Source organism: Rhizobium sp. NLR8a, assembly GCF_019685235.1.
GTDB lineage: Bacteria > Pseudomonadota > Alphaproteobacteria > Rhizobiales > Rhizobiaceae > Rhizobium.
On the sequence record NZ_JABDWI010000003.1, the window covers coordinates 391,898 to 415,748 of the forward strand.

The following is a 23,851-nucleotide window of genomic DNA, read 5'->3' on the forward strand; positions in this document are numbered from 1 at the left end:
CCTCACCGGAGCTTCAGCGTCGAAAGGCCGAGCAGGGCCAGGCCAACGGCGATGATCCAGAAGCGGATCACCACCTGGCTCTCGGTCCAGCCCTTCTTCTCGAAATGATGATGGATCGGCGCCATCAGGAAGACGCGCCGGCCGGTCATCTTGAAGAAGCCGACCTGGATGATGACCGACAGCGTCTCAATGACGAAGAGGCCGCCGATGATCGCCATGACGATCTCATGCTTGGTGGCGACGGCAACGGTGCCGATCGTGCCGCCGAGCGCAAGCGAGCCGGTGTCGCCCATGAAGATGGCGGCCGGCGGCGCGTTGAACCAGAGGAAGCCGAGGCCGGCGCCAATGACGGCGCCGAGCACGACGGCGAGCTCACCGGTGCCGGGCACGAAATTGATCTGCAGGTAGTTCGCAAACACCACATTGCCGGCGAGATAGGCGATGACGCCGAAGGAGGCGGCGGCGATCATGACTGGCACGATGGCAAGCCCGTCGAGGCCATCGGTCAGATTGACGGCATTGCCGGCGCCGACGATGACGAAGCCGCCGAAGACGACGAACATGATGCCGAGATTGATCAGGAAGTCCTTGAAGAAGGGAAAAGCGATGGAGGAACCGAAGGTCGAACCGGCGGTCCCCGAGGCAAGGGCCGTGCGCATCATGAAATAGACCGCGATGCCGGCGATGACGAATTCGATGCCGAGACGCGCCTTGCCGGAAAAGCCTTTGTGACTCTGCTTGGTCACCTTGAGATAATCGTCATAGAAGCCGATTGCGCCGAAGCCCAGCGTCACCAGCAAGGTGGCGACGACATAGACGTTGGAAAGATCGGCCCAGAGCAGCGACGCCCCGACGATGCCGGCCAGGATCATCAGCCCGCCCATGGTCGGCGTGCCGGCCTTCTTGAAATGCGTCTGCGGCCCGTCCGCGCGGATCGGTTGCCCCTTGCCCTGCCGGATGCGCAGCGAATTGATGATCGTCGGCCCGAACAGGAAAACAATCAATGCGGAGGTGAAGAGAGCGGCCCCTGTGCGGAAAGTGATATATCTGAACAGATTCAGAAATTTGAAATATTCCGACAGTTCGACAAGCCAGATCAGCATTCAGGGCCCCTTGTTTACCCGATCAAAGTTCGCGTTGCGTGTCGGCAAATGCTGGGAACTTGTCAAGGAGCGCGGCGACGATCTTGCCGAAACCGATGCCCAGAGACGATTTCACCATCAACACGTCGCCCGGTGCGACCGAGTTCAATACATATTTCGCCAATTCGTCCGTCCTCTCGCTATATTCGACCTGGACGCTTTCCGGCAGCGATTCCTTCAGCGCCACCATCTCTGCTCCTGCGAGCCAGACATGTTCGATGCCGGCCGCAAGTAGCGGCACGGCGAGATCGCTATGGACCTTCTGAGCATACTCGCCCATCTCGAGCATGTCGCCGAGCACGGCGATACGGCGTCCGCGGCCGGTCGGCTCGGAGGCCGCCAGCAGTGCGATCGCCGCGCGCATCGAAGCGGGATTGGCGTTATAGCTCTCGTCGATCAGCGTGAAGCTGCCGCTGCCGATCGACAGCCGGTGGCGCTTGCCCCTGCCCTTTTCCGGCTGCAGCGTCCCAAGCGCCCCGATCGCCTTTTCCATATCGGCGCCGACGACCCTGACAACGCCGAGCGCCGCGAGAGCATTTTCGGCGATATGGCGGCCCGGCGCACCGATCGCGACCTCCAGCGTCTCGCCGCCGATCGTCAGCCACAACGTCGAATTCTCGTCCGAGCCGTTGAATTCCGCGAGCCGGAATTCCGCCTTGGCATGTTGGCCGAAGGAATGAATATGCTCGATGCCGAGCGACTGCGCCGTTCGATCAAGGAAATTGAACTGGTCATTGTCGCGGTTGAGCACGACATGGCCGCCGGGCTCGAGCCCCTCGAAGATCTCCGCTTTAGCGGCAGCAATCTCCTTGATACTCTTGAAATTGCCGAGATGGGCCGGCGCGATCGTCGTGATGACCGCGACATCGGGGCGGATCATCGCCACCAGCGGCCGGATCTCACCCGGATGGTTCATGCCGACCTCGAAGACGCCGTAATCCGTATCATCAGGCATGCGCGCCAGCGTCAGCGGCACGCCCCAGTGATTGTTGAAGGAGGCGACGGAGGCGTGCACCTTGCCCGACGGCGACAGCACGTGCCGCAGCATCTCCTTGGTGGTTGTCTTGCCGACAGAACCGGTGACGGCGATGATCTTTGCCCGCGAGCGCTCGCGGGAAGCCTTTCCCAGGCGGCCGAGTGCGGCGAGCACGTCGTCGACGACAATCATCGGCACCGTCAGGCGACCCATCGCGGGAAGCCTCGCCTCGCTGACGACCAGCAGCGAAGCCCCGTTCGCCATTGCCATCGAAGCATAATCGTGACCGTCGACGCGGTCGCCCTTGATCGCGAAGAAGGCTTCGCCTGATCTAATCGAGCGGCTGTCGATGGAAATGCCGGTGATGCCTTCGGGCAGCGTGCCGAAGGGGCGCCCCGCCATCGCTGCGATCATGTCTTCGGTCGTCCAGAGCCAGCTCAAGATTGCAGTTCCTCCAAGGCCTTGCGCACCTCCGCGTGGTCGGAGAACGGCAGTGTGACGCTCCCAATCGTCTGCCCCTCCTCGTGCCCCTTGCCGGCAACGATCAGCGTATCGCCGGTTTTCAGCATGCCGACCGCCTCGCGGATAGCCGCAGCGCGATCGCCGATCTCGGAGGCGCAACCTGCTGCCGCCATGATCTCGGCCCGGATCGAAGCCGGCTCCTCCGAACGCGGATTGTCGTCGGTGACGATGACGACATCGGCAAGGCGGCAGGCGATTTCACCCATGATCGGCCGCTTGCCGCGGTCGCGATCGCCGCCGCAGCCGAAGACGACGACGACACGGCCGGTGGTGAATGGCCTCACCGAATTCAGCACATTTTCCAACGCATCCGGCTTGTGGGCATAATCGACATAAGCGAGTGCGCCATCTTTGGTATGGCCGACCAGTTCGAGGCGGCCGGACGCGCCCACCAGTTTCTCGAGCGCCGCCATCGCGACCTTCGGCTCGACTCCCGTTGACATGGCAAGTCCTGCCGCAACCAGCGCGTTGGCGACCTGGAAATCGCCGGCCAGCGGAATATCCACCTCGAAGATCTCGTCGCCGATATGGATCTCTGCCGTCTGCTTGTGGCGAAAATGCTCGACGCGTTTCAATGACAGATATTGCCCCTTGCGCCCGACGGTGCGGACGTCGTGACCCGCATCGACAGCCGCCTTGATGGCCTGAGCAGACCACGGATCGTCCGCGAAGACGACGGCCGGGGCACCCTTGGGCAGCAGCGTATCGAAAAGCCGCATCTTGGCGGCCATGTAGGCCTCGATCGTCGGATGATAATCCATGTGATCGCGGCCGAGATTGGTGAAGGCTGCGGCGGCGAGCCTGACGCCGTCGAGACGGCATTGGTCGAGGCCGTGGCTGGAAGCCTCCATCGAGGCATGCGTAACACCCTCGTCGGCGAGCTCCGCCAGCAGTTTGTGCAGCGACACCGGATCCGGCGTCGTCAGTGCGCCATATTCATTGCGCGTCGGCGAAACGACACCTGTTGTGCCGATCATCGCGGCTGCCTGGCCGGCATGTGCCCAGATCTGGCGGGTGAAAGAGGCGACGGAAGTCTTGCCGGCCGTGCCGGTGACGGCGACCATGGTCTCGGGCTGCCTGCCGTAAAAGCGGGAGGCGGCAATGGAAAGGAAGCGGCGCGGCTCCTTGACCGCAAGCACCGGGATGGGAGCATCGACAGCCTGGGAGGTGATCGCGACGGCGGCCCCACGGCCGGCGGCATCCGTGATGAAGCCCGCGCCATCCGCCCTGGTGCCGGCGACCGCGACAAAAGCGTTGCCCGGTTCCACCTTGCGGCTGTCCGAAGACAGGCCTGAGATATCAAGCAAGCCTGCCGGGCCTTCCAGTTGTGCTTCAAGTTCCGGAAACTGATCTCCGGCCAGGTCTCGCAATTTCATCGAACGCACTTTTCTCTCTTGAAGCCGGTTCACCCCTCGCGAATCGGCGTCGGTATTCATTCACACTCAATAAGACACCAGCAAGGCCGAACCGCCCTCCCCAAATTTCGGCTCGATGCCGAGAATGGGAGCCGCGCGGCGGATGATCTCACGAGCGATCGGGCCGGCAGTACCGGCGGAGATCGTTCCACCATATTGCTTCTCGCCTGTTTTCGGCTCGTCGCAGAAGGTGATGACCACATATTGGGGATTGTCGATCGGGAAGGCGGAGATGAATGAGTTGAAGTTGAGCGTCGCGGAATAACGCCCGTTCACCACCTTGTCCGCCGTGCCGGTCTTGCTGCCGACGGCAAAGCCCGGAACACGGGCGACGCGTCCCGACCCTTTGTAACCGTTGAAATCGAGAAGATAGCGGATCTCATCGCTGGTCGACTTCTTGAGGACCTGCTTGGCGACCTGGTCAGCCTGTTCGCGGGTGCGCGGCAGGAATGTCGGCTCGATCAGCTTGCCGCCGTTGACAAGGGCGGCAGCCGCCACGCCCGTCTGCAGCGCGGTCGTCGAGACGCCGTGGCCGAAGGAAATCGTGATCGAATTGATCTTCTTCCAGACGCGCGGCTGGCTCGGCATCTTCACTTCCGGCAGTTCGGTCTGCATCTTCGTCAGCAAGCCGAATTTGGTCAGATAGTCCTTCTGCGCGTCGATGCCGACGAGGTCGATGACGCGCGCCGTGCCGATATTCGATGAATACTGGAAGATTTCGGGAACGGTCAGCCAGCGCCGCTGTCCGTGAAAGTCATGGATGGTGAAGCCGCCGATATAGATCGGCTTGCTGGCGTCGAACGTGTCGGACATCTTCACCTTGCCGCTGTCGAGCGCCATCGCCAGCGAGAAGGTCTTGAAGGTCGACCCCATTTCGAAGGTGCCGTTCGTCATCCGGTTGAGCCAGCCTTCCTTGGCGCCCTCCTGCGGATTGTTCGGATCGAAGTCGGGTGCCGATGCCATGCCGAGCACTTCCCCGGTGTGCACGTCGATAACAGCCGCGCCGGCCCCCTTGGACTGGAAATTGTTGACGGCGTTGACGACGGCATCGCGAACGATGTTCTGCACGCGCAGGTCGATCGACAGCCGCACCGGCTCCAGCGGCTGGTCGCTCGTCATGCCGACCGAGGCGAGATCGGCGAGCCCCTGGTCGTCGATAAATTTCTCCATGCCGGCCACGCCGCGGTTGTCGATGTTGACATAGCCGAGGATGTGCGCCGCGGTCGAGCCGCCGGGATAGAAGCGGCGCTTCTCCGGCCGAAAGCCGATGCCGGGAATGCCGAGCGCCAGGATCTGGCTCTGCTGCTTCGGCGTCAGCTGCCGGCGCAGCCAGGCGAAATGCGAGCTCTTGACCGAAAGTTTCTTGTAGGTGTCCCTGACGTCGAGCTCCGGCAGAACAGTTGCAAGCTTCTCGACCGCCTCATCGACGTCAACGATCTTGTTCGGCTCGGCAAACAGCGAGACCGTGCGGATGTCGGTCGCCAGCACCTCGCCATTGCGATCGAGAATGTCGGGCCGCGAGGCCATAAGCCGGTCGGGCGGCAGGATGCTGGAGACGACCTCCTGATCCTTCATGGCATATTCGACCAGACGGCCGCCGATGACGACATAGACACCCATGAAGCCAAGGATCAGCAGCCCGACGCGGCTTTTTGCCTGCCCCGTCTTCTTCTTGCGCGACCCCTCGATGGCGACGCCGGCAGAAGGGCCGCCGAAGCGGTTATAGACGCCGGCGGAGAAATGCGCCTGGCTCTTCAGGACCATGATGCGGGAAAGAAACGACATTATTCCACCGACCCCGTTTCGATCTCGTCTGCTTCATCCGCCACCACTCCACGCTGCTCGGCCGCGTCGCGCTGCTGTGCTGCGCCGCGTGGCGCGGGCATCGGCACGGGCTGCGCTTTGCCGGTCGCGCCTTTGGCGCTGGCGACCGTCGCACCCTTGGCATCGGCTTTGGCCTCCGTTGCGTCGGGTACCGGAACCGCGGATTTCAGCATCGGCAATTCCTTGGCATGCACGAGTGCCGTCGAATCCGTCGGCTGCAGCTGCAATTCCGCATTGTAGGCATTGACCAGCCGCTCCAGCCGGTTCGGCTGCGATTGCAGCGCCCAATCGGCCTTGAGAAGATCGATCGTGTCCTTCTCGAGCTTGATCTCGGCTTCGAGGCGATGAACCTCCTCGAGCTTCAATTCGGCGCGATGTTTGATCGTGTAGGTGACGGCGGCAGTCGCCGTCATGACGCCGATGAGCACGAGATCGAATGTTTTCAGCATATCAACCTCCGAGCTTTCCGAGCGAGGCAAGATTGGGAAACCCGAAGAGCGACATATCCGCGGCCTCGGCGGCCGCGTCTGTCCGCAGGCCGGCGCGCAGCTTGGCGGAGCGGGCGCGCGGATTGGCTTCAGCCTCCGCCTCGCTCGCAGAAACCATCGGCTTGCCGATTGCCGTGAACGTCGCCGCCCGCTCATGTGCTGCCGGCAGGTGCCGCGAGCCGGTCGCCTTGCCGGCGCGGTCGGAGAAGAATTTCTTGACGATGCGGTCTTCAAGCGAATGAAAGGTGACGACGACGAGCCGGCCGCCGGGCTTCAGAGCTCGTTCCGCCGCAAACAATGCCTGCGCCAGCTCCCCGAGCTCGTCATTGACGAAAATGCGCAATGCCTGGAAGACGCGCGTCGCGGGATGGATCTTGTCCTTCATCTTGCGCGGAGTGACCAGCTCGATGAGACCGGCAAGATCGCGCGTCGTTTCGAAGGGCTTTTCCTCGCGCCGCTTCTCGATCGCATGTGCGATTCGCGGTGCCTGGTTTTCCTCGCCGAGAAAATGGAAGATGCGGATCAGATCCGCGACCTTGGCGCGATTGACGACATCGGCGGCCGAAACGCCTGTTGCCGACATGCGCATGTCGAGCGGCCCGCTCTTCTGGAAGGAGAAGCCGCGCTCGGGCTCATCGATCTGCATGGAAGAGACGCCAATATCGAGCACCACGCCGTCAAGCCCGCCCTGCGGCGCATGATCGGCAAGATTCGAGAACTGCGCGTGAATGAGCCGGAGGCGGCCGGCATGAGCGGCAACCATCGCCTGGCCCGCCGCAATCGCTGTGGGATCACGATCGAGCGCAATCACCTCGGCGCCGGCCGCGAGGATGGCCGCGCTATAACCACCCGCACCGAATGTACCATCGAGGATGAGCTTGCCGGGTGCGGGCGAGAGCGCTGCGAGGACCTCATTGAGAAGAACAGGAATGTGACGAACCGGTCCGCCACCGGCATCAGTTGAACCTCCGCCAGGATTCGTCACCATTCCGTTCCCTCGTTCCTTTAGGAACGCTTGCCCGCCAGCTTGCGCTCCCCTCGTGCCTGCGCCTGCGCAGCCAAGAATGCCTGCGGCTGCCAGAGCTGAAAATGATCCGCTCGACCGACGAAGGTCACTTCGTCCGAGATGCCGGTGAAGTCGCGGATGAAATCCGTGACCATCAGCCGCCCCTCGGCATCGAGCTTCATGAAGACCCCGCCTCCGTGGATCAGAAGCGACATCGCGTTCGCATCCGGCGAAAATGGATCTTCCGCAGCAATCTGCCGCTCGAATCTTTCGAGAAGATCCGAGCCGCCGACGCTGATCGCCGGAAACACAAAGTCCTGGAAACAGTAGAGCTCCTGGACGTTGCGCTGCGCCAGCACGGAACGGAATGCCGAAGGCACGGAAACCCTGCCCTTGGCATCGATCCTGTTGGTCGCGTTCGAAAGGAAGCGGCTCATGACTCGAAACATCCGTTCCCGCAGGGAGCCGGACAAAAAGACGCCCGAAAGTCCCAATATCAGGCACAGCCTCGCAAGCCGGATGAGCCAAATCCCACCCGACGCTTCCAGAGAGGAAGGCGCCTTTGCTTTGCGATGAATGGGCAAATGATTGCCCTGGTGCAGTGCGCATTTGGGATAGCATGGGACCATATGGGCGTCAATGGGATGCGACCGTTTTGCAACGGACGTATGATCAAACATTTATAAGCTGTTAAGTTTAACAAAGGGTTAGCGCAGCCATTTTGCAGATGGCAAGCATTGATTGCGCCTTATTAAAATCCGTCCATAACGTGCATGAATATCAGCTTGGAAACAGTCGGTTTCAGCGACTTAGGCTGAAAATCCAGGCCCTGCCGCAGCTCGGATGTTAATCGCCAGTTGGCCTGTAAGCCGGGTTCTGTATGGCTCCGGCGCGAACCGGAACGTGGCAGCCATTCCTCTGGGACAGCGCTCGCACGCTGCCTCACGCAACCCACCCGGATGACTGGCCTGGAAACCGGCCGGAGAGCCTTTCGGCCCTCCACGTCATCCCTATTCGGTCTTGCTCCCGGTGGGGTTTACCGTGCCATATCCGTTGCCGGAGATGCGGTGGGCTCTTACCCCACCCTTTCACCCTTACCTGTCTTGACAGGCGGTTTGCTTTCTGTGGCACTTTCCCTGAGGTCGCCCTCGCCGGACGTTATCCGGCACCGTGTTTCCGTGGAGCCCGGACTTTCCTCACCTTACCGCCTTTCGGCATTGGTAAAGCGCGGCTGCCCGGCCAACTGGCAGGGCTCCCATAAACGAGAGAGCCCGTAAATGCCACCGAAATTTAGGGGACAGCCCTAACGGAAATTAGGTGTGAAATCCGTGGAGTAGCCCTGTTCGCTGATTCTGCCCGACAAAAGCAGCTCCGCGCCGAGTCTGCCGATTTCGTCCGAACTCTTCGCCGAGGTGCCGGCGCAGCCCGTCAGCACCGCGATCGCAGGCGAAGAGGTATAGCCGATCATCGGATAGCCGCTTTCCGTATAGGAGACGACGCAGGCGGCCGTCGAAATCGACAGCGGCGCCATATCGGGCACAAGGTCGGCGACGAAGCGCTGCAGATGCGAGCGCACGCTCTCTCGCCCTTCGGTCTTGAACCAGGCCCGCATCTCGATGTCGTTGTGTAAGATCAGATCGTCGGGATCGCCGCCAATCTTCAGGTAGAATTTGCGATCGGGATAACGGATCGGCGGCAGCAGATAGATATGGGTGCCGGGCACGTCGAGAATGAGCGACGGCATCGCCGCAAGGCGGAGCGCATCAGCCTCGCCGATCTCGAACAGCGTTACGGTCCGGCCATAAACCGTCATGGCAACAGGCCGTGGCAAGAGATTTTCGGCAATGGAAAATCCGCCCGCTGCCAGCAGCACCTTTTCACCGCGATAGCTGAGGCCCCCGGCAGTCTTGACGCTCGCCAGCCCGTCCTCCTCGCGGATCCAGACCACATGATCTCGGATGACAGTCGCGCCTGCCCTTTCTGCCAGCAGAGATTGTGCCTTGACCAGTTTGCGCGGGCTGATATGTCCGGCGCCCCTCGCCTCGAACACACCTGCACTGCCGGCGGGAAAGGCAAAGAAGGGAAATGCGGTCTTCAATCCGCCCGCGTCCAGAAGCCTGGTCTCGATGCCGAGCGAAACGGCGGCCTGCCGAGTCCTTTCGAGATAATCGCCTCTATCAGGCGCGACGACGACGCAGCCGGCCTCCCGATAGAAGTCGATGCCGCTCTCGTTCGCGATCTCGCCGTAGCGACCGATCGAGCGATTGGCGAGCAGCGCCCAGTTGCGGTCGGGATCGATGGTGCGGGTAATGCGCCCCTCGTCGTAATGGCTGGCGAAAACGCCTTCATGCGCCTTGCGATCGTCAGGCTCGTCCGGGCCGATTACCGCGACACCATCCGTCTGCCGCGCCAGATGCCGCGCGGCGGCGGCTCCCATCAGCCCGCGGCCGACGACGATATATTTGAAATCGACTGCCATGATATCCCTCTCAAGCGAAGACCGGCGTCAACTCGCGGCCGAAATCCTCATCCCCGAGCCGCCCTTCCCTGAGAAGCACGGCGCCGAGACGCCCGAGTTCGTCGGAAGATTTGGCCGCGACGAAATTGCCGCCAGTCAGCACCGCGATCCGCGGCGACGGCGTGAAGCCGACGTAAGGATAACCGGTCGGGGTGAAATTCGCCACGCACGGAGCCGACGTGACCGGGCATCCGGCAAGCTCCGGCATCAGTCGCAGGGCGATGCGCGAGAGATGATCGCGCTCGGCCATACTGCCGTCGGAACGGAACCACGTGCCGGCCTCTTCCAGCCGGCTGAAGGAAAGCGCCTCGGTATCGCCGCCAAGCTTCAGATAGATCTTGCCGTCCAGATAACGCACCGGCGGCAGAATATAGATGTGGTCCTCCTCCCGGTCGCCGAGCACGATGGTCGATGGCATGTCGCCGAAAATCGCCATTTCGCGGTCGCCGATTTCGTAGAAGACAACGGTACGCGCCATCACTCTCAAATCGACGGGACGCGGCAGCAGGGCATGGAAATTGCTGAAAGCGCCGGCCGCGACCAATACGCGCTCGGCGCTATAGCTTCTGTCACCGGCCGTCACCTCGACATGGGAACCTGTGTCGCGCACCGACGTCGCGGTCGCCTCGATCAGCGAGACGCCGCCCTGTTCGGCAAGCCTGGCTTGTGCGCGCACCAGCGCCCGCGGATTGATGTGCCCGGCGCGCTTGCGCTCGAAATATCCGCTGAAATCAGGGCCGACGGCAAGATAGGGAAAACGCCGGTCGAGTTCCGCCGGGGCGACGATCTCGATATCGCTGCCGAGCGTCTCGCTGACGGTCAGCGCCCTCAGAAGAAAGTCCTGCTCGTCCTTCGGTGGGGGACCGGCAAAAAGACATCCGACTTCCGAAAAGAAGGAAATGCCGCTCTTCGCCTCGATGTCGCGGTAGCGCCGGAGCGCCCGCGCGGCGAAAGTTCCCCAGGCGAGATTGCCGTCGAAGGTGCGGGTAATGCGCGCTTCGTCATAATGGCTGGCAAAAACGCCGTGATGGACCTTGCGATCCTCCGGCTCCGAAGGGCCGATCAGCGCGACGCCGTCGGCCATGGAAGAGAGATGCCGTGCGGCCGCCGCTCCCATCATGCCGCGCCCGATGACGATGAACCTGAAATCGACTGCCATATCTCACCTCATATCGAGGTGACCACCTCGTTTCGAGGTGGGATATCACGGCGAGCGTCCCGATTCATATTACAAAAACAGCAGCGGAAGATTTCCCTCCGAGCCGCGCGGCGGCTCAGTCGAGCATCGCCAGGACCTTGCCGCAATAAGTCTTCGACACCGGATTCATGCGCGTTGCGCCATGGCCGGCATTATATTTGAGGATGGTGTTGCAGGTCTGCCCGCCGCCGAGCTGGTGGGCGGCCGCCAGATACTTCATGCCGTATTTGATGTTGGTCTCGGGATCGAACAGGCCTTTGCGCGTGCCGGAATATCCCATCATCCTGGCCGTTGCCGGCTTGATCTGCATCAGGCCGATTTCGCCGGCGCTGCCGCGTGCCTTCGGATTGAAATTGCTCTCGACGCGAACGACCGCCTGGGCGAGCGCCACCGGAACGTTGTATTCAGCCGCATATTTGTTGATCAGCGCAGCATAGGGAATGCTGTTGGAGAAATCGGGCATGGCATAGCCGCTCTGTCGATCGACGGTTTTCAGCGGGATGGTTTCGGCCCTGACGCCCCAGTCATCATTAGCCGAGGCAAAGTTATACCCCGCCAGCAGCATGCCAAGGCATGCCGCAGCACCAATAATAAACTCTTTCATATAGTTTCTTCACTCCGACCCAAAGAACTGCAGGGACTGCGCGCCTCGCTGTCATCCGGATACACGCGATCAAGGACTGATCGCGCTCCATGGCAATTCTTATCGTTTCATTTGGCGGCCACGGTTACACTTGAAATCAGCCGCGAGCGCCGTTCAGCGGGCGTCCTTAGACCATCGCAATGAGGAGATAATAGGGAAATGATGTGGCGGGGCGGATTTCTCGCTTGTGACGGCAAAACTGCCCGGAATTCCGGCTGCCGCCGTCAGGAAAATCGCGGTAGCGCCGACAGCAGCCGGTGCAGCGTGTCGATCGTCGAGAAATCGGCGATCCCGTCCACCCGTTCGGGCCGGAAATGGCGCTGGAAGGCTTCCACGTCGCCGGCCGTCTTTTCGGAGAATTTGCCCGTAATTTCAGTGCTGTAACCGTAAAGCGACAGCATTGACTGCAGCGCTTCCACCGGCTGGCCGGCGTCCCCGCGCTGGAAGAAACGCCCGCCGGTGATCGTCGCCGGCTCGACCCAATGGCCCACACCCGCCCGATGAAGCTCGGCCCAAGGGAATTTCTCGCCAGGATCAACCTTGCGAATCGGTGCGACATCGGAATGCCCGAGCACTCTTTCCGGCACAATCGACCAACGTTTGACACAGTCACGACACAATTCGATGACTGCTGCGATCTGCTCTTTCGGATAATCGGGAAGACCGCCGGGATGGCCGGCATTGGCGATTTCAATGCCGATCGACAGCGAATTGATATCGCTCTCGCCGTGCCAGTTGCTCTTGCCGGCATGCCAGGCGCGCCGCGCCTCCGGCACAAGCTGGATCACCTCGCCATTCTCATGCACGAAATAATGGCTGGAAACCTGACTCTCTTCCCGACACAGCCAGTCGAGCGCGCCATCGGCCGTCGGCATCCCGGTATAATGCAGGAGGATCATATCGGGACGACGCCCGCCCGCCCGCTCGCCTCGGTTGGGCGATGGCCGCACGCAAGCGCCTCGATAATCGGCCTCGAAAGAGGTCATGCGGCGCGGCGTTCCTTCTCGATCGCCGCATATGCTGCGTTCAGCGCCGCCATGCGCTCATTGGCGATCAAATGAAACTCCTTCGGCACCCCGCGCGAGATCAGTCGATCGGGATGATGTTCGCTGACCAGGCCACGGTAACGGCGGCGGATCGTCGGAAAATCGTCGGAAGGCGACACGCCGAGCACCTTGTAGGGATCGCCGCCGGACGAGACATGGCGAGCTGCGATCTGCTCGAAACGAGTCTCGCTCATCTGGAAGATCTCGGCGATATGGCCGAGGAAATTCAGCTCCTTCTCGTGAATCAGCCCATCGGCCTTGGCAATGTGGAACAGGCCGTCAAGCACGTCTTCCAGGACCGGGCAATTGGCCGCGCAGGTGACGCAGAGCGTCGAAAGCCGCTCGGCATAGGCTTCGTAGCCGGCGACATCCTGGCGTGCGAGATTATAGAGCCTGGCAACATTCTTGGCCTGATCCTCGGGAAATTCGAAGATCTCGCGGAAAGCCTCGACCTCTTTCTCGCTGACGATGCCGTCGGCCTTGGCCATCTTGGCCGAAAGCGCAATGATCGCCACGGAGAAAGCCACTTTGCGCCGGGTCTCGGGATCGCCTTCGAAAACCGTTCGAATAGCCTCGACCACCGCGGAGAGCGCATTGCCCGCGGTATTGCCAATGGCATTCAACAATTTTTCCCAGAAGGACATCGAAATCTCTCGTAAGCGTGCCAAGTATGAGCAATCAGCTTGACCAAAGAATCGTAGCCTTTGCAAGGCGACTATTGGTCGTAGCATCGAAAACAGTTTTCACGATTCAGTAATTATTGCACTGCAGCAAGCGATCGACCGGTTCGCCGGATCCGCCGTGAGAGGGGTTGCCGCACCACGCTCGCTCAATGCTTGACCGCCGATTTCCACAAACAGTTCCCGGCGGCAGCTCGGGCTTGAAACGATTATATCGCGCTTCCCGCCGCCTTTGCCGTTCAACTCGGCAGAAAGCCGCGTTTTTCGTAAATTCTTTACTTTACAGGGCCCTTTCCCTGCCGCATCCATGCGCTAGCTAACGCTGCCCACAGAAACATCGCAGGAGGGATCCATGGCCAAACAGAAAGTCGCAATGCTGACCGCTGGAGGCCTGGCGCCCTGTCTTTCCTCTGCCGTCGGCGGCCTCATTGAACGCTACAGCGACATCGCCCCCGAAATCGACATCGTCGCTTATAAGTCTGGCTATCAGGGCGTGCTGCTCGGTGACCGCATCGAGATCACCGGTCAAATGCGTGCAAAGGCGCCGCTGCTGCACCGCTATGGCGGCTCACCGATCGGCAATAGCCGCGTCAAGCTCACCAATGCCGCCGACTGCGTCAAGCGCGGCCTTGTCAAGGAAGGCGAGAATCCGCTGAGGGTCGCCGCCGAGCGTCTTGCCGATGACGGCATCACCATTCTCCACACGATCGGGGGCGACGACACCAATACGACGGCCGCCGACCTTGCTGCCTACCTCGCCGCCAACGGCTATGACCTGACCGTCGTCGGCTTGCCGAAGACGGTCGACAACGATGTCGTGCCCATCCGCCAATCGCTCGGCGCCTGGACGGCCGCCGAAGTCGGTGCGCATTTCTTCGACAATGTCAGCAACGAGCAGACGGCTGCGCCGCGCACGCTCGTCATCCACGAAGTGATGGGCCGCCATTGCGGCTGGCTGACGGCAGCCACCGCCCGTGCCTATCTTCAGCGCACCAGCCGCAACCAGTATGTCGACGGCCTGCTGATGGACGCGCATCTGAAGAGCATCGACGCCGTCTATCTGCCCGAAATGGCCTTCGACCTCGACGCCGAGGCCGCCCGCCTGAAGGACATCATGGACCGCACCGGCCATGCCACCGTCTTCGTCTCGGAAGGCGCCTGCCTCGACGCTATCGTCGCCGAGCGTGAAGCTGCGGGTGAGACCGTAAAGCGTGACGCTTTCGGCCACGTGAAGATCGACACGATCAATGTCGGCGCCTGGTTCCAGAAGCAGTTCGCCAACCTCCTGGACGCCGAGCGTTCGCTGGTGCAGAAATCGGGCTATTTCGCTCGCTCGGCCCCGGCCAATGGCGACGACCTCAGGCTGATCCAGAGCATGGTCGATCTCGCCGTCGAAAGCGCGCTCAATAAGGTGTCCGGCGTCACCGGCCATGACGAAGCGCAGAACGGTAAGTTGCGCACTATAGAATTTCCCCGCATCAAAGGTGGCAAAGCTTTCGACCTGTCGACGGCGTGGTTTGCAGAAGTCATGGACAATATAGGGCAGAAATACAAAGAAGCATGATTGACGGACGGTTAATATGGTGTCTTTGCTTATTCCCGACGGAATAGGAGGAGATTCCATGTCGCTTGAAGCCTGGCTCGCTTTTGCTGCCGCATCCGCCATCATGCTGGCCATACCGGGACCAACGATACTGCTCGTCGTTTCCTATGCGCTTGGCCATGGCCGCCGGACGGCCTTTGCGACGGTGAGCGGCGTGGCGCTTGGCGACTTCACCGCAATGACCGCATCCCTCTTCGGTCTCGGCGCAGTGCTCGCCACCTCCGCCGCCCTCTTCACCCTTTTGAAGTGGATCGGCGGCGCCTACCTGATCTGGCTGGGAATCAAGCTCTGGCGGGCTCCCGTGATTGGCGAGCCGGTCGCCGACAACGACAATCTGCCGGAGGAAAAGTCGCTTAAGATCTTCCTCCACGCCTATGTCGTCACCGCCCTCAATCCGAAGAGTATCGTCTTCTTCGTCGCCTTCGTGCCGCAGTTCCTCAACCCGACCCTGCCCTTCTTCGGGCAGATGGCGATCATGGAAGCGACCTTCCTGGTGCTGGCGATCCTCAACGCCGCTGCCTACGCTTTTCTCGCCCATTCCGCTCGCGGACTGATTCGCAAGGCGAGTGTCCAGCGCGCCGTGAACCGGACCGGCGGCACCCTGCTGATCGCTGCAGGCGCCGTAACGGCTGGGTATCGCCGTATTGCGGCTTGAAATCCGGGTATCGCGCTATTGCAGCTGAGAAATATTCCGTGGTTGCCGGAATGCAACGAATAGGTTAATGGGGTCATCGGGTTTAAATTTTTTAGTAACTTTTATACGCTGCCGGGGCGGCGCGATTTCACGAAAGTGACGGAATGGTAGCGATCGGATTGTCCGGCCTGAAACGCAGTCTTGTCGTTTCCACGGTGCTCTGCTGCGGCGTGATCACCGGCTGCACGAGCGTTGAATATACCTCTCAGGCCGAACTGACAGCCGCTCAGACAGTGGTGCCGACGCCGAAGCCTGGCGAAGACGCGACACTCGCCGCGATCCCGACGGCAGAAGGCGCGACCGGCCAGGCAATTGCAGGCGCCATGCTTCCCCAGCCACGCCCGTCGCTCACCGCAACGGCAATGCCGGCGGTGGCCGCATCCCAGCCGGTCGATCTTACCATGCAGGCAGGCATACAGCCGGCAGCCTATGCGCAGATCCCGTTGACGCCTGAGATGACGGCGATCCAATCCGTCGTGCCGACCCCGCGCCCGGGAACGCCGTCACAGCCGGCGACGCAGCTTGCCTTTGCCGCCACCCCCCAGAACAGCGCGCTTGCAGCACTGGCCGCCGTCGACACGACGCCGCGCTCCATGGATTACGGCTTCGACGAATCCGGACCGATCGATCCGCCGACAGCTCCCCCGATGTTCAGCGACGACGACAGGGACGATGCGCCGACCGTCGAGAAGAGCTTCGTCACCAAGCTCATCCAGAAATATTCGAAGATCTACGAGATTCCCGAGACGCTGCTCCACCGCATCGTCCATCGCGAGAGCCGTTACAATCCGAAGGCTTATAACAAGCGCGGCTATTTCGGCCTCATGCAGATTAAATACAACACCGCCAAATCCATGGGCTATGACGGTGCGCCGGGCGGCCTCTTCGACGCCGAGACCAACATCAAATATGCCGCGAAATATCTGCGTGGCGCCTGGCTCGTCTCTGACAACAAGGAAGACGACGCCGTCCGCCTCTATGCGCGCGGCTATTACTACGATGCCAAGCGCAAGGGCATGAATGATGTCGCCCAGGGTAATTACTGAAACCGGGCAGCTATCGAGACAAACCAATCGAAACAGCGGTCGTAGCCTACGGCTGCGGTTGCGGCTGATGCCCCTGTGATTCGGCCTGCTGTTGCGGCGCTCGCGCTTGCGGCAACGCCGCCAGGACTGCCTTCAGAAGCGTCTGCGGTTGATAGCCGAGCCAGCCCGGTGTCAGGCCGAGCCGAACGACGATCAGATTGGCGGAAGGCACGATCGCCATGCTCTGCCCGTCATGCCCCGTGAGCCAGAACGTATCCTCGGGCAGCCCGAACGCGGCGCTTGAGCCACCGGGCGCGAGCCAGGCCTGACCTTGAGTATACCGGCCGTTCGACGCCGCCGTCGGCGTGCGCATGGCGCCGACGAAACCCTCCGGCAACAGCCGCTGGCCGTTCCACACGCCATCCTGCAGCAGGAACTGCCCAAAGCGGGCCCAATCATGCGCCGTCGCGTAGAGATAGGAGCTTCCGACAAAGGTGCCACGCGCGTCGAGTTCGAAGACGGCACTCGTCATGCCGAGTGGGGAGAAGAGCGCGTCGTGCGGGTAGGAGAAGGCTGCCGGCGCCCTGCCGACTCTGTCCATCCAGATGCGCGACAAGAGCACCGCCGTGCCGCTCGAATAGAGGAAGCGCTGACCCGGCGCCGCCTCCATCGGCGCATTGGCCGGCAACGACACCATGTCGGGGTCGAGATAGAGCATGCGCGTCACATCCGCGACATCGCCATAATTCTCGTTGAAGGCAAGACCGCTCTCCATGCCGAGCAGGTCGGAAACTTTGATTTTGGCGCGCGCATCATCCTTCCACTGCGCCAGCAGATGATTGTCGTCGAAGGAAATCTTACCATCGAGCATCAGCCGGCCGAGGATGGCCGCATTCACCGTCTTCGTCATCGACCAGCCGATCAGCGGCGTCTTCGCTGAGAATCCGGGACCATAGGCTTCGGCGACGATTCGGCCATCGCGCACGACCACAATCCCTCGCATGGCCGGGCCGGCAATCCCTGTGTCGTTAAGCACCGCAGCGATCTTTTCGTCCCGACCGCCGACACCCTCGCCTTCCGGCCACAGCGCCGCGTTCGCCTCCATTCTTGCCGGCGCGTCGAAAGCTACGGCATTCGCCGCCGCCTCGAAATCGCCGTCGGGCACGCTCGTGCAGCCGAAAGCGCCGCGGTAAAGCGCGTAGCTCGAAGCAAACAGCCCCAGGAAGCGCGCGGTCACACGGTTGTTGTCGCGGTCGACGCTGACGCGCACGAGCCGCAGCAACGGATTTCCCGGCGCCTGCACGTCATCCGCCAGCACGTCTTCGGCGTTCCGGCCGGCAACGAAGACATTGGAGCAGACGATCTTGGCGGCATAGCCGTCGCCGACGCGCAGAAGCTCCGGCGGCCGGACGAGCAGCCAGACGGCGCCGGCAACGACGATGAGAACGACAAGGAGCGCAAGCGCCTTCAGGACACGCAGGACAAATCGCATGGCATTCCTCCGAATGCCCGGAGAGAAGCAGGAATTCCGCCTGCCTGGAAGGGCGCGGCGCGAAGAATATCCCGTCACCCCGATCACTTTCCGAGGAGGGGCGATGTTTTCGAACGGCACGGGCCCACAGCCCGCGTCATCAAACTGTAGCAGTGGCGCGCTACACGCCCTGAACGCTAAAAAGGTGACAGACTCATGTCAGAATTTGCACCGGATGCCGGCTTCCGCAAGAACCGGAAACTCAAGGACGCCCTTCTCCGCCACAAGGCTTTTTCAAAGGAGGGCTTCTCCGAGCGTCTCTTCAGTCTTCTCTTCTCCGGTCTCGTCTATCCGCAGATCTGGGAGGATCCGGATCTCGACATGCAGGCGATGGAGCTGAAGCCCGATCATCGCATCGTCACCATCGGCTCCGGCGGCTGCAACATGCTCGCCTATCTCTCCAAGGCGCCGGCCTCGATCGACGTCGTCGACCTCAACCCGCACCACATCGCGCTGAACCGCCTGAAGCTTGCTGCGTTCAAGCACCTTCCCGGTCACGCCGATCTCGTCCGATTCCTGGCGATGCCGAACGAGAAGTCGAACAGCCGCGCTTATGACCAGCATCTCGCTGCCAAACTCGATGAAGCGACCCGCAGCTATTGGAACGGCCGCAAGTTCGGCCGCCGCCGCGTCACCGTCTTCGACCGCAACATCTACGAAACAGGCCTGCTCGGCCGCTTCATCGGCGCAGCCCATCTTCTGGCCCGCCTGCATGGCGTCAAGCTGCGCGAAATGACCAAGACCCGCTCGATCCGCGAACAGCGCCAATTCTTCGAAGAACAGATCGCCCCCCTGTTCGAAAAGCCGGTCGTGCGCTGGATCACCGGCCGCAAGAGCTCACTCTTCGGCCTCGGCATTCCGCCGCAGCAATATGACGAGCTCGCAAGCCTTGCCGCCGATCATTCGATCGCACCGGTGCTGAAGCATCGCCTGGAAAAGCTCGCCTGTCATTTCCCGATGCGCGACAACTATTTCGCCTGGCAGGCCTTCGGCCGCCGCTACGGCACCGAAGAAGAGGGCCCGCTGCCGACCTATCTAAAGGCGGAGCACTACGAGGTGATCCGCGCCAATGTCGACCGCGTCAACGTCCACCACGCAAGCTTCACCGAACTTCTGGCCTGCGAGCCGGCAGCCTCTCGCGACCGTTATATCCTGCTCGACGCGCAGGACTGGATGACTGACGACCAACTGAACGACGTCTGGCGGGAAATCACCCGCACGGCGCGCGAAGGCGCGCGCGTGATCTTCCGCACCGCCGCCGAAAAGAGCATCATCGAAGGCCGTCTGTCTCCTTCGATCCGCGACCAATGGGATTATTTCGAGGAGAAATCGCGAGAACTGACCGCGCTCGATCGCTCCGCGATCTACGGCGGTTTCCACATTTACGGGAAGAAGGCGTGAGTAAGATCGGCGCCGAGACGGCAGGAAAGAGCGATCAACATGCCAGCCTGATGGATGGCATGTACCGCTACCAGCGCCATATCTACGACCTGACCCGCAAATATTACCTCCTCGGCCGCGACAGCACGATCCGCCATCTCGACGTGCCAGACGGCGGCACCCTGCTCGAAGTCGGCTGCGGCACCGGCCGCAACATGGCCTTGGCGCACAAGCATTTTCCAGGCGCAAAGCTGTTCGGCCTCGACATTTCCCAGGAAATGCTGATTTCGGCCCGCAAGACCTTCGCCACCAAGGCGACCATCCCGGAATTCCGCGTCGCCGACGCGACGGCGTTTACACCGCGCGAATTCGGCGTCAGCGGCTTCGACCGCATCCTCATTTCCTATGCCCTGTCGATGATCCCGGACTGGGAACGCGCCGTCGACGCGTCGATCGCCGCACTTAATCCCGGCGGCCAGTTGCATATCGTCGATTTCGGCCAGCAGGAAGGCCTGCCGCGTTGGTTCCGCCGCATGCTGCAGGCTTGGCTTGCGAGATTCCATGTCACTCCGCGCGCCGATCTGCGGGAGGTCCTGGAAGCGCAGGCCCAGGAACACAATGCGCGTTTATCCTTCGAAACAGTCGGCGGCGGTTACGCCTGGCGGGCGGCCATCATCAGCAGGCGCTCATAATTCGCTTGAAACTAACCGATTTTTTACGTTGATATGATGAAAAGAGGGTTATTCCTCTGCTGGGCTCGTCATTTTCGAAGGTCAGGCTGTGGAGCAAAGAGATCATTCGGTTCACGACGGGATACCCATGCGCCGGCTTTTGTTTTGCGTTCTGCCCCTGGCCATCCTGCTGGCGGGGTGTTCCTCCTCCGGTCACGACTATCTCGAAACCGCATCGATCAAGCCGAAGACGCGCTTCCGGGATACCGATCCGCAGGATTTCGGCCCCAAGCATCCGCAGCAGAATGCGATCCACGGCATCGACATCTCCAAATGGCAGGGCGATATCGACTGGAGCACGGTGAGGAATTCCGGCGTCGCCTTTGCCTTCATCAAGGCGACGGAAGGCAAGGACAGGGTCGACCCCCGCTTCGATGAATATTGGCGCGAGGCGCGCGCCGCCGGCATCCCGCACGCCCCCTACCATTTCTATTATTTCTGCTCCTCGGCCGATGAGCAGGCCGACTGGTTCATCCGCAACGTGCCGAAGGAGGCCATGCGCCTGCCGCCGGTGCTCGACGTCGAATGGAACGCCGAATCGAAGACCTGTCGTTACCGCCCCGACGCGGAAACCGTGCGCTCCGAAATGCAGCGTTTCATGGACCGGCTGGAGGCCTATTATGGCAAGCGCCCGATTATCTACACCTCGGTCGATTTCCACCGCGATAATCTCGCCGGCTACTTCCAGGATTATCATTTCTGGGTCCGCTCGGTGGCAAAACATCCCGAGGTGACCTATTCCGACCGCCGCTGGGCCTTCTGGCAATATACCTCGACCGGCGTGATTCCCGGCATCAAGGGGCCGACCGACATCAACGTCTTTGCCGGCAGCGCAAAGAACTGGAACAATTGGGTCGCGGCCGTTTCCAAGGATAGAAATTCTTAGTAACGTCTTTCAATCATTCTTGCTTCCGTCACATTCCTCTGTGAAAGCGACGGGCATCCATTTGCTATAAGGACCGCATTCATGCACCGCTCGCTCACAAGCCGCTCTGCACTCGCCCTCCTGTTTGCCCTCGCTTTTGCAGGCGGCGCGGCCGCCCAGCAGGCGCCCGCGGCCTCGGCTCCGGGAGCCCCCTGCGGCGGCGATCTGTCTGCCTTTCTCCAGGGCGTCAAGGCTGATGCGGTCGCCGCAGGCGCCAGCGCCGCAGCCGCCGACGAGGCGCTGGCCGGCGCCGAAATCGATCCCAAGGTCCTGAGCCGGGATCGCGCCCAGGGCGTCTTCAAGCAGACCTTCCTAGAATTCTCGCAGCGCACCGTCAGCCAAGCCCGTCTCGACATCGGCCGCCAGAAGATGAAGCAATATGCCGACGTCTTTGCCCGGGCCGAGCAGGAATTCGGCATTCCCCAAGGCGTCATCACCGCATTCTGGGCGATGGAAACCGATTTCGGCGCCGTCCAGGGCGATTTCAACACCCGCAATGCTCTGGTGACGCTGTCGCACGACTGCCGCCGCCCAGAACTCTTCCGCCCGCAGCTGATCGCCTTGATCGAGATGGTCGAGCACGGCGACCTTGACCCCGCCACCAACACCGGCGCCTGGGCCGGCGAGATCGGCCAGGTCCAGATGTTGCCGCGCGACATCATCGCCTATGGCATGGACGGCGACGGCGACGGCCATGTCCGCCTGAAGCAGAGCGGCCCGGACGCCATCCTGACGGCAGCGAAATTCATCCAGCATCTCGGCTTCGAGCGCGGTCAGCCCTGGCTGCAGGAAGTCACCCTGCCCGACAACCTGCCTTGGGAGAAATCCGGCCTTGGCGGCGCAATGAAGGCCAGCGAGTGGTTCGCGCTCGGCGTCAAGCCGCGCGACGGCAATACGGCCTTCGGTGAGCTCGAGGGCGATCTGGTCCTGCCGCAGGGCCGCATGGGACCGGCCTTCATCGCCTACCCGAATTTCAAGATATATCTCGAATGGAACAAGTCTTTCATCTACACGACCTCGGCCGCCTATTTCGCGACCCGCCTTTCCGGCGCCCCGACCTATCTCAAGGGCGCGCCGGAACAAGGGCTTGCCAACGACCAGATGAAGACGCTGCAGACCAAGCTGCAGTCGCTCGGCCACGATGTCGGAGAGATCGACGGCATTCTCGGTTCCGGCACGCGTATCGCGATCCAGAAGGAACAGCAGCGCTTGGGGATACCGGCCGACGGCTGGGCGACGCCTGCCCTTCTCAACGCTCTCTGATCGCCGCTGACGTTTACCGCCACCCGTTTTGCAAGAAACGGGTGGCGGCATTTGCCGCTTGGGCTAAAGCTTCCTGATGAAGAACCGGTGCCGGTTGCGGACGGTTCGCTTGCGGTGGAGGAAGCGGCATGGACAGCAAGATGAATGCCTGGACTTGGGGGCTGCTGGTCCTGCTCGGCCTGATCTGGGGCGGCTCCTTTTTCTTTGCCCGCATCGCCGTCCAGCACGTGCCACCGCTGACCCTCGTCTTCCTCAGGCTGTTGCTCGCCGCGCTCGCGCTGCATGTCTATATTGCCGGGCGTCTTGACATCTATTCGATCTTCAAGGCCCGCTGGCGCGAGTTCCTGATCCTCGGCGTCATCAACAATGTCCTGCCGCATGCCCTGATCTTCTTCGGCCAGACCCGCATCGGCGCCGGCCTTGCGGCGATCCTGAACGCGACGACGCCGATCTGGACGGTGCTCATCGCCAATTACCTCACCTCGGACGAGAAGTTGAGCTCGGCCAAGATCGCAGGCTGCCTCGTGGGTCTCCTCGGGACGATCGTGCTGGTCGGCCCCGGCATCTCCACCGGCAGCGAAGCCCCGCTCTGGGCGCTGCTGTTTCCGGTGCTCGCCGCCGTCTCCTACGGTTTTGCCGCCACCTACGGCAAACGTTTCAAGGGCGTCCCTGCCGCGGTCACCGCCGCCGGCCAGTTGACCGCATCCTCACTGATCGCTCTGCCATTGTCGCTGCTGGCCGATCGACCCTGGGCACTGACCATACCGCCGCTCGAAGTGCTGCTTGCCATCCTGGCGCTGGCGCTGCTTTCGACCGCCTTCGCCTATATTCTCTATTTCAGGGTCATCGCGACCGCCGGAGCCACCAACGCCTCGCTCGTCACGCTGCTGGTGCCGCCGAGCGCCATCCTCCTCGGCGTGCTCTTCCTCCGCGAAAGGCTCAGCCTGAGCGAATTCGCCGGCATGGCGTTGATCGGTTTCGGCCTCGTCATCCTCGACGGGCGCGCCTATCGCCTGCTGGCCAAGCCCGCCTGACCTCAGGTTGCATTTTTCGTATGTTTTCAACCAGTTGCGGCTTCGCCAAGTTTCGGGCGCATAGGTAAATTCGCAGTCGCCTGATTTAACGCCGTGTTAAAATGTGTGAAGAAAAATTTTCTCGAAATTATCGTTTTATCTCATGGCTTTAGGAAAATGATGTTCGACTTGTCCACTGGCCGTTTCGGCAGCGCAGCATAAAATCCG

The 23,851-nt window shown here is 61.6% G+C and carries 21 protein-coding genes and 1 other RNA gene; 8 read left to right on the forward strand and 14 right to left on the reverse strand.

Going from position 1 to position 23,851, the window contains the following annotated elements; all coding sequences use genetic code 11:
* Positions 1-2: 2 nt before the first annotated feature.
* The 13 genes from mraY to HJC04_RS07725 form a co-directional block, all read right to left on the reverse strand.
* Positions 3-1,103 (reverse strand): phospho-N-acetylmuramoyl-pentapeptide-transferase, encoded by a 1,101-nt coding sequence (mraY, locus tag HJC04_RS07665; protein WP_210630615.1) that lies wholly within the window; start codon positions 1,101-1,103, stop codon positions 3-5.
* Positions 1,104-1,125: 22 nt separating this feature from the next.
* Positions 1,126-2,559, reverse strand: a complete 1,434-nt coding sequence (locus HJC04_RS07670) for a UDP-N-acetylmuramoylalanyl-D-glutamyl-2,6-diaminopimelate--D-alanyl-D-alanine ligase (RefSeq protein WP_221145558.1) — start codon at positions 2,557-2,559, stop codon at positions 1,126-1,128.
* Entirely contained in the window at positions 2,556-4,076 is a 1,521-nt protein-coding gene (locus tag HJC04_RS07675; RefSeq protein WP_221145560.1) for a UDP-N-acetylmuramoyl-L-alanyl-D-glutamate--2,6-diaminopimelate ligase, read from the reverse strand. The genes HJC04_RS07670 and HJC04_RS07675 overlap by 4 nt, the downstream gene beginning before the upstream one ends.
* 6 nt (positions 4,077-4,082) lie before the next feature.
* On the reverse strand, positions 4,083-5,840 hold the full coding sequence (locus tag HJC04_RS07680; protein ID WP_221122657.1) for a penicillin-binding protein 2: 1,758 nt from the start codon (positions 5,838-5,840) through the stop codon (positions 4,083-4,085).
* Complete coding sequence (locus HJC04_RS07685) at positions 5,840-6,328, reverse strand: hypothetical protein (protein WP_221145570.1); 489 nt, start codon at positions 6,326-6,328, stop codon at positions 5,840-5,842. Before HJC04_RS07685 ends, HJC04_RS07680 begins: the two co-directional genes overlap by 1 nt.
* 1 nt (position 6,329) lies before the next feature.
* A complete protein-coding gene (gene rsmH, locus HJC04_RS07690; protein ID WP_221122656.1) occupies positions 6,330-7,355 on the reverse strand; it encodes a 16S rRNA (cytosine(1402)-N(4))-methyltransferase RsmH in 1,026 nt (341 codons plus the stop codon).
* Between the two features lie 17 nt (positions 7,356-7,372).
* Positions 7,373-7,810: a division/cell wall cluster transcriptional repressor MraZ gene (gene mraZ / locus HJC04_RS07695; protein WP_221102475.1), complete on the reverse strand. Its 438-nt coding sequence runs from the start codon at positions 7,808-7,810 to the stop codon at positions 7,373-7,375.
* Positions 7,811-8,222: 412 nt separating this feature from the next.
* Positions 8,223-8,620: RNase P RNA component class A (rnpB, locus tag HJC04_RS07700), an RNA gene on the reverse strand.
* Positions 8,621-8,676: 56 nt separating this feature from the next.
* Entirely contained in the window at positions 8,677-9,852 is a 1,176-nt protein-coding gene (locus tag HJC04_RS07705; RefSeq protein ID WP_210630608.1) for an FAD-binding oxidoreductase, read from the reverse strand.
* Between the two features lie 10 nt (positions 9,853-9,862).
* Positions 9,863-11,050: an FAD-binding oxidoreductase gene (locus tag HJC04_RS07710; protein WP_210630607.1), complete on the reverse strand. Its 1,188-nt coding sequence runs from the start codon at positions 11,048-11,050 to the stop codon at positions 9,863-9,865.
* 115 nt (positions 11,051-11,165) lie between these two features.
* Positions 11,166-11,693 carry a lytic transglycosylase domain-containing protein gene (locus tag HJC04_RS07715; protein WP_210630606.1) on the reverse strand — a complete coding sequence of 176 codons (528 nt, stop codon included), beginning with the start codon at positions 11,691-11,693 and terminating at the stop codon, positions 11,166-11,168.
* 263 nt (positions 11,694-11,956) lie between these two features.
* The gene (locus tag HJC04_RS07720; protein ID WP_221145572.1) at positions 11,957-12,718 is read right to left on the reverse strand and encodes an N-acetylmuramoyl-L-alanine amidase; all 762 of its coding nucleotides are present in this window, start codon (positions 12,716-12,718) and stop codon (positions 11,957-11,959) included.
* Positions 12,715-13,422, reverse strand: coding sequence for a DnaJ family molecular chaperone (locus HJC04_RS07725; protein ID WP_210630604.1), 708 nt, complete (start codon positions 13,420-13,422; stop codon positions 12,715-12,717). The genes HJC04_RS07720 and HJC04_RS07725 overlap by 4 nt, the downstream gene beginning before the upstream one ends.
* A gap of 388 nt (positions 13,423-13,810) precedes the next feature.
* On the opposite strand from HJC04_RS07725, the gene HJC04_RS07730 reads away from it, so the two are divergent.
* From HJC04_RS07730 to HJC04_RS07740, 3 genes are all read left to right on the forward strand, one after another.
* Positions 13,811-15,022, forward strand: coding sequence for a pyrophosphate--fructose-6-phosphate 1-phosphotransferase (locus HJC04_RS07730; protein WP_221145573.1), 1,212 nt, complete (start codon positions 13,811-13,813; stop codon positions 15,020-15,022).
* A 58-nt stretch (positions 15,023-15,080) separates the two neighbouring features.
* Positions 15,081-15,716 carry a LysE family translocator gene (locus HJC04_RS07735; protein WP_210630602.1) on the forward strand — a complete coding sequence of 212 codons (636 nt, stop codon included), beginning with the start codon at positions 15,081-15,083 and terminating at the stop codon, positions 15,714-15,716.
* A 143-nt stretch (positions 15,717-15,859) separates the two neighbouring features.
* The gene (locus HJC04_RS07740) at positions 15,860-16,801 is read left to right on the forward strand and encodes a lytic transglycosylase domain-containing protein (protein ID WP_221145576.1); all 942 of its coding nucleotides are present in this window, start codon (positions 15,860-15,862) and stop codon (positions 16,799-16,801) included.
* 46 nt (positions 16,802-16,847) lie between these two features.
* Here the strand turns inward: HJC04_RS07740 and HJC04_RS07745 are convergent, their stop codons facing one another.
* Positions 16,848-18,272 carry a serine hydrolase gene (locus HJC04_RS07745; protein ID WP_221145578.1) on the reverse strand — a complete coding sequence of 475 codons (1,425 nt, stop codon included), beginning with the start codon at positions 18,270-18,272 and terminating at the stop codon, positions 16,848-16,850.
* Positions 18,273-18,467: 195 nt separating this feature from the next.
* On the opposite strand from HJC04_RS07745, the gene HJC04_RS07750 reads away from it, so the two are divergent.
* The 5 genes from HJC04_RS07750 (at position 18,468) to HJC04_RS07770 (ending at position 23,644) form a co-directional block, all read left to right on the forward strand.
* Positions 18,468-19,712: a DUF3419 family protein gene (locus HJC04_RS07750; RefSeq protein WP_210630599.1), complete on the forward strand. Its 1,245-nt coding sequence runs from the start codon at positions 18,468-18,470 to the stop codon at positions 19,710-19,712.
* Entirely contained in the window at positions 19,709-20,383 is a 675-nt protein-coding gene (locus tag HJC04_RS07755; protein WP_210630598.1) for a class I SAM-dependent methyltransferase, read from the forward strand. Before HJC04_RS07750 ends, HJC04_RS07755 begins: the two co-directional genes overlap by 4 nt.
* 127 nt (positions 20,384-20,510) lie before the next feature.
* Positions 20,511-21,308: a GH25 family lysozyme gene (locus HJC04_RS07760; RefSeq protein ID WP_210630597.1), complete on the forward strand. Its 798-nt coding sequence runs from the start codon at positions 20,511-20,513 to the stop codon at positions 21,306-21,308.
* 81 nt (positions 21,309-21,389) lie between these two features.
* Positions 21,390-22,610, forward strand: coding sequence for a lytic murein transglycosylase (locus HJC04_RS07765; protein ID WP_221145580.1), 1,221 nt, complete (start codon positions 21,390-21,392; stop codon positions 22,608-22,610).
* A 128-nt stretch (positions 22,611-22,738) separates the two neighbouring features.
* Positions 22,739-23,644, forward strand: coding sequence for a DMT family transporter (locus tag HJC04_RS07770; RefSeq protein ID WP_221145582.1), 906 nt, complete (start codon positions 22,739-22,741; stop codon positions 23,642-23,644).
* Positions 23,645-23,851 lie beyond the last annotated feature (207 nt).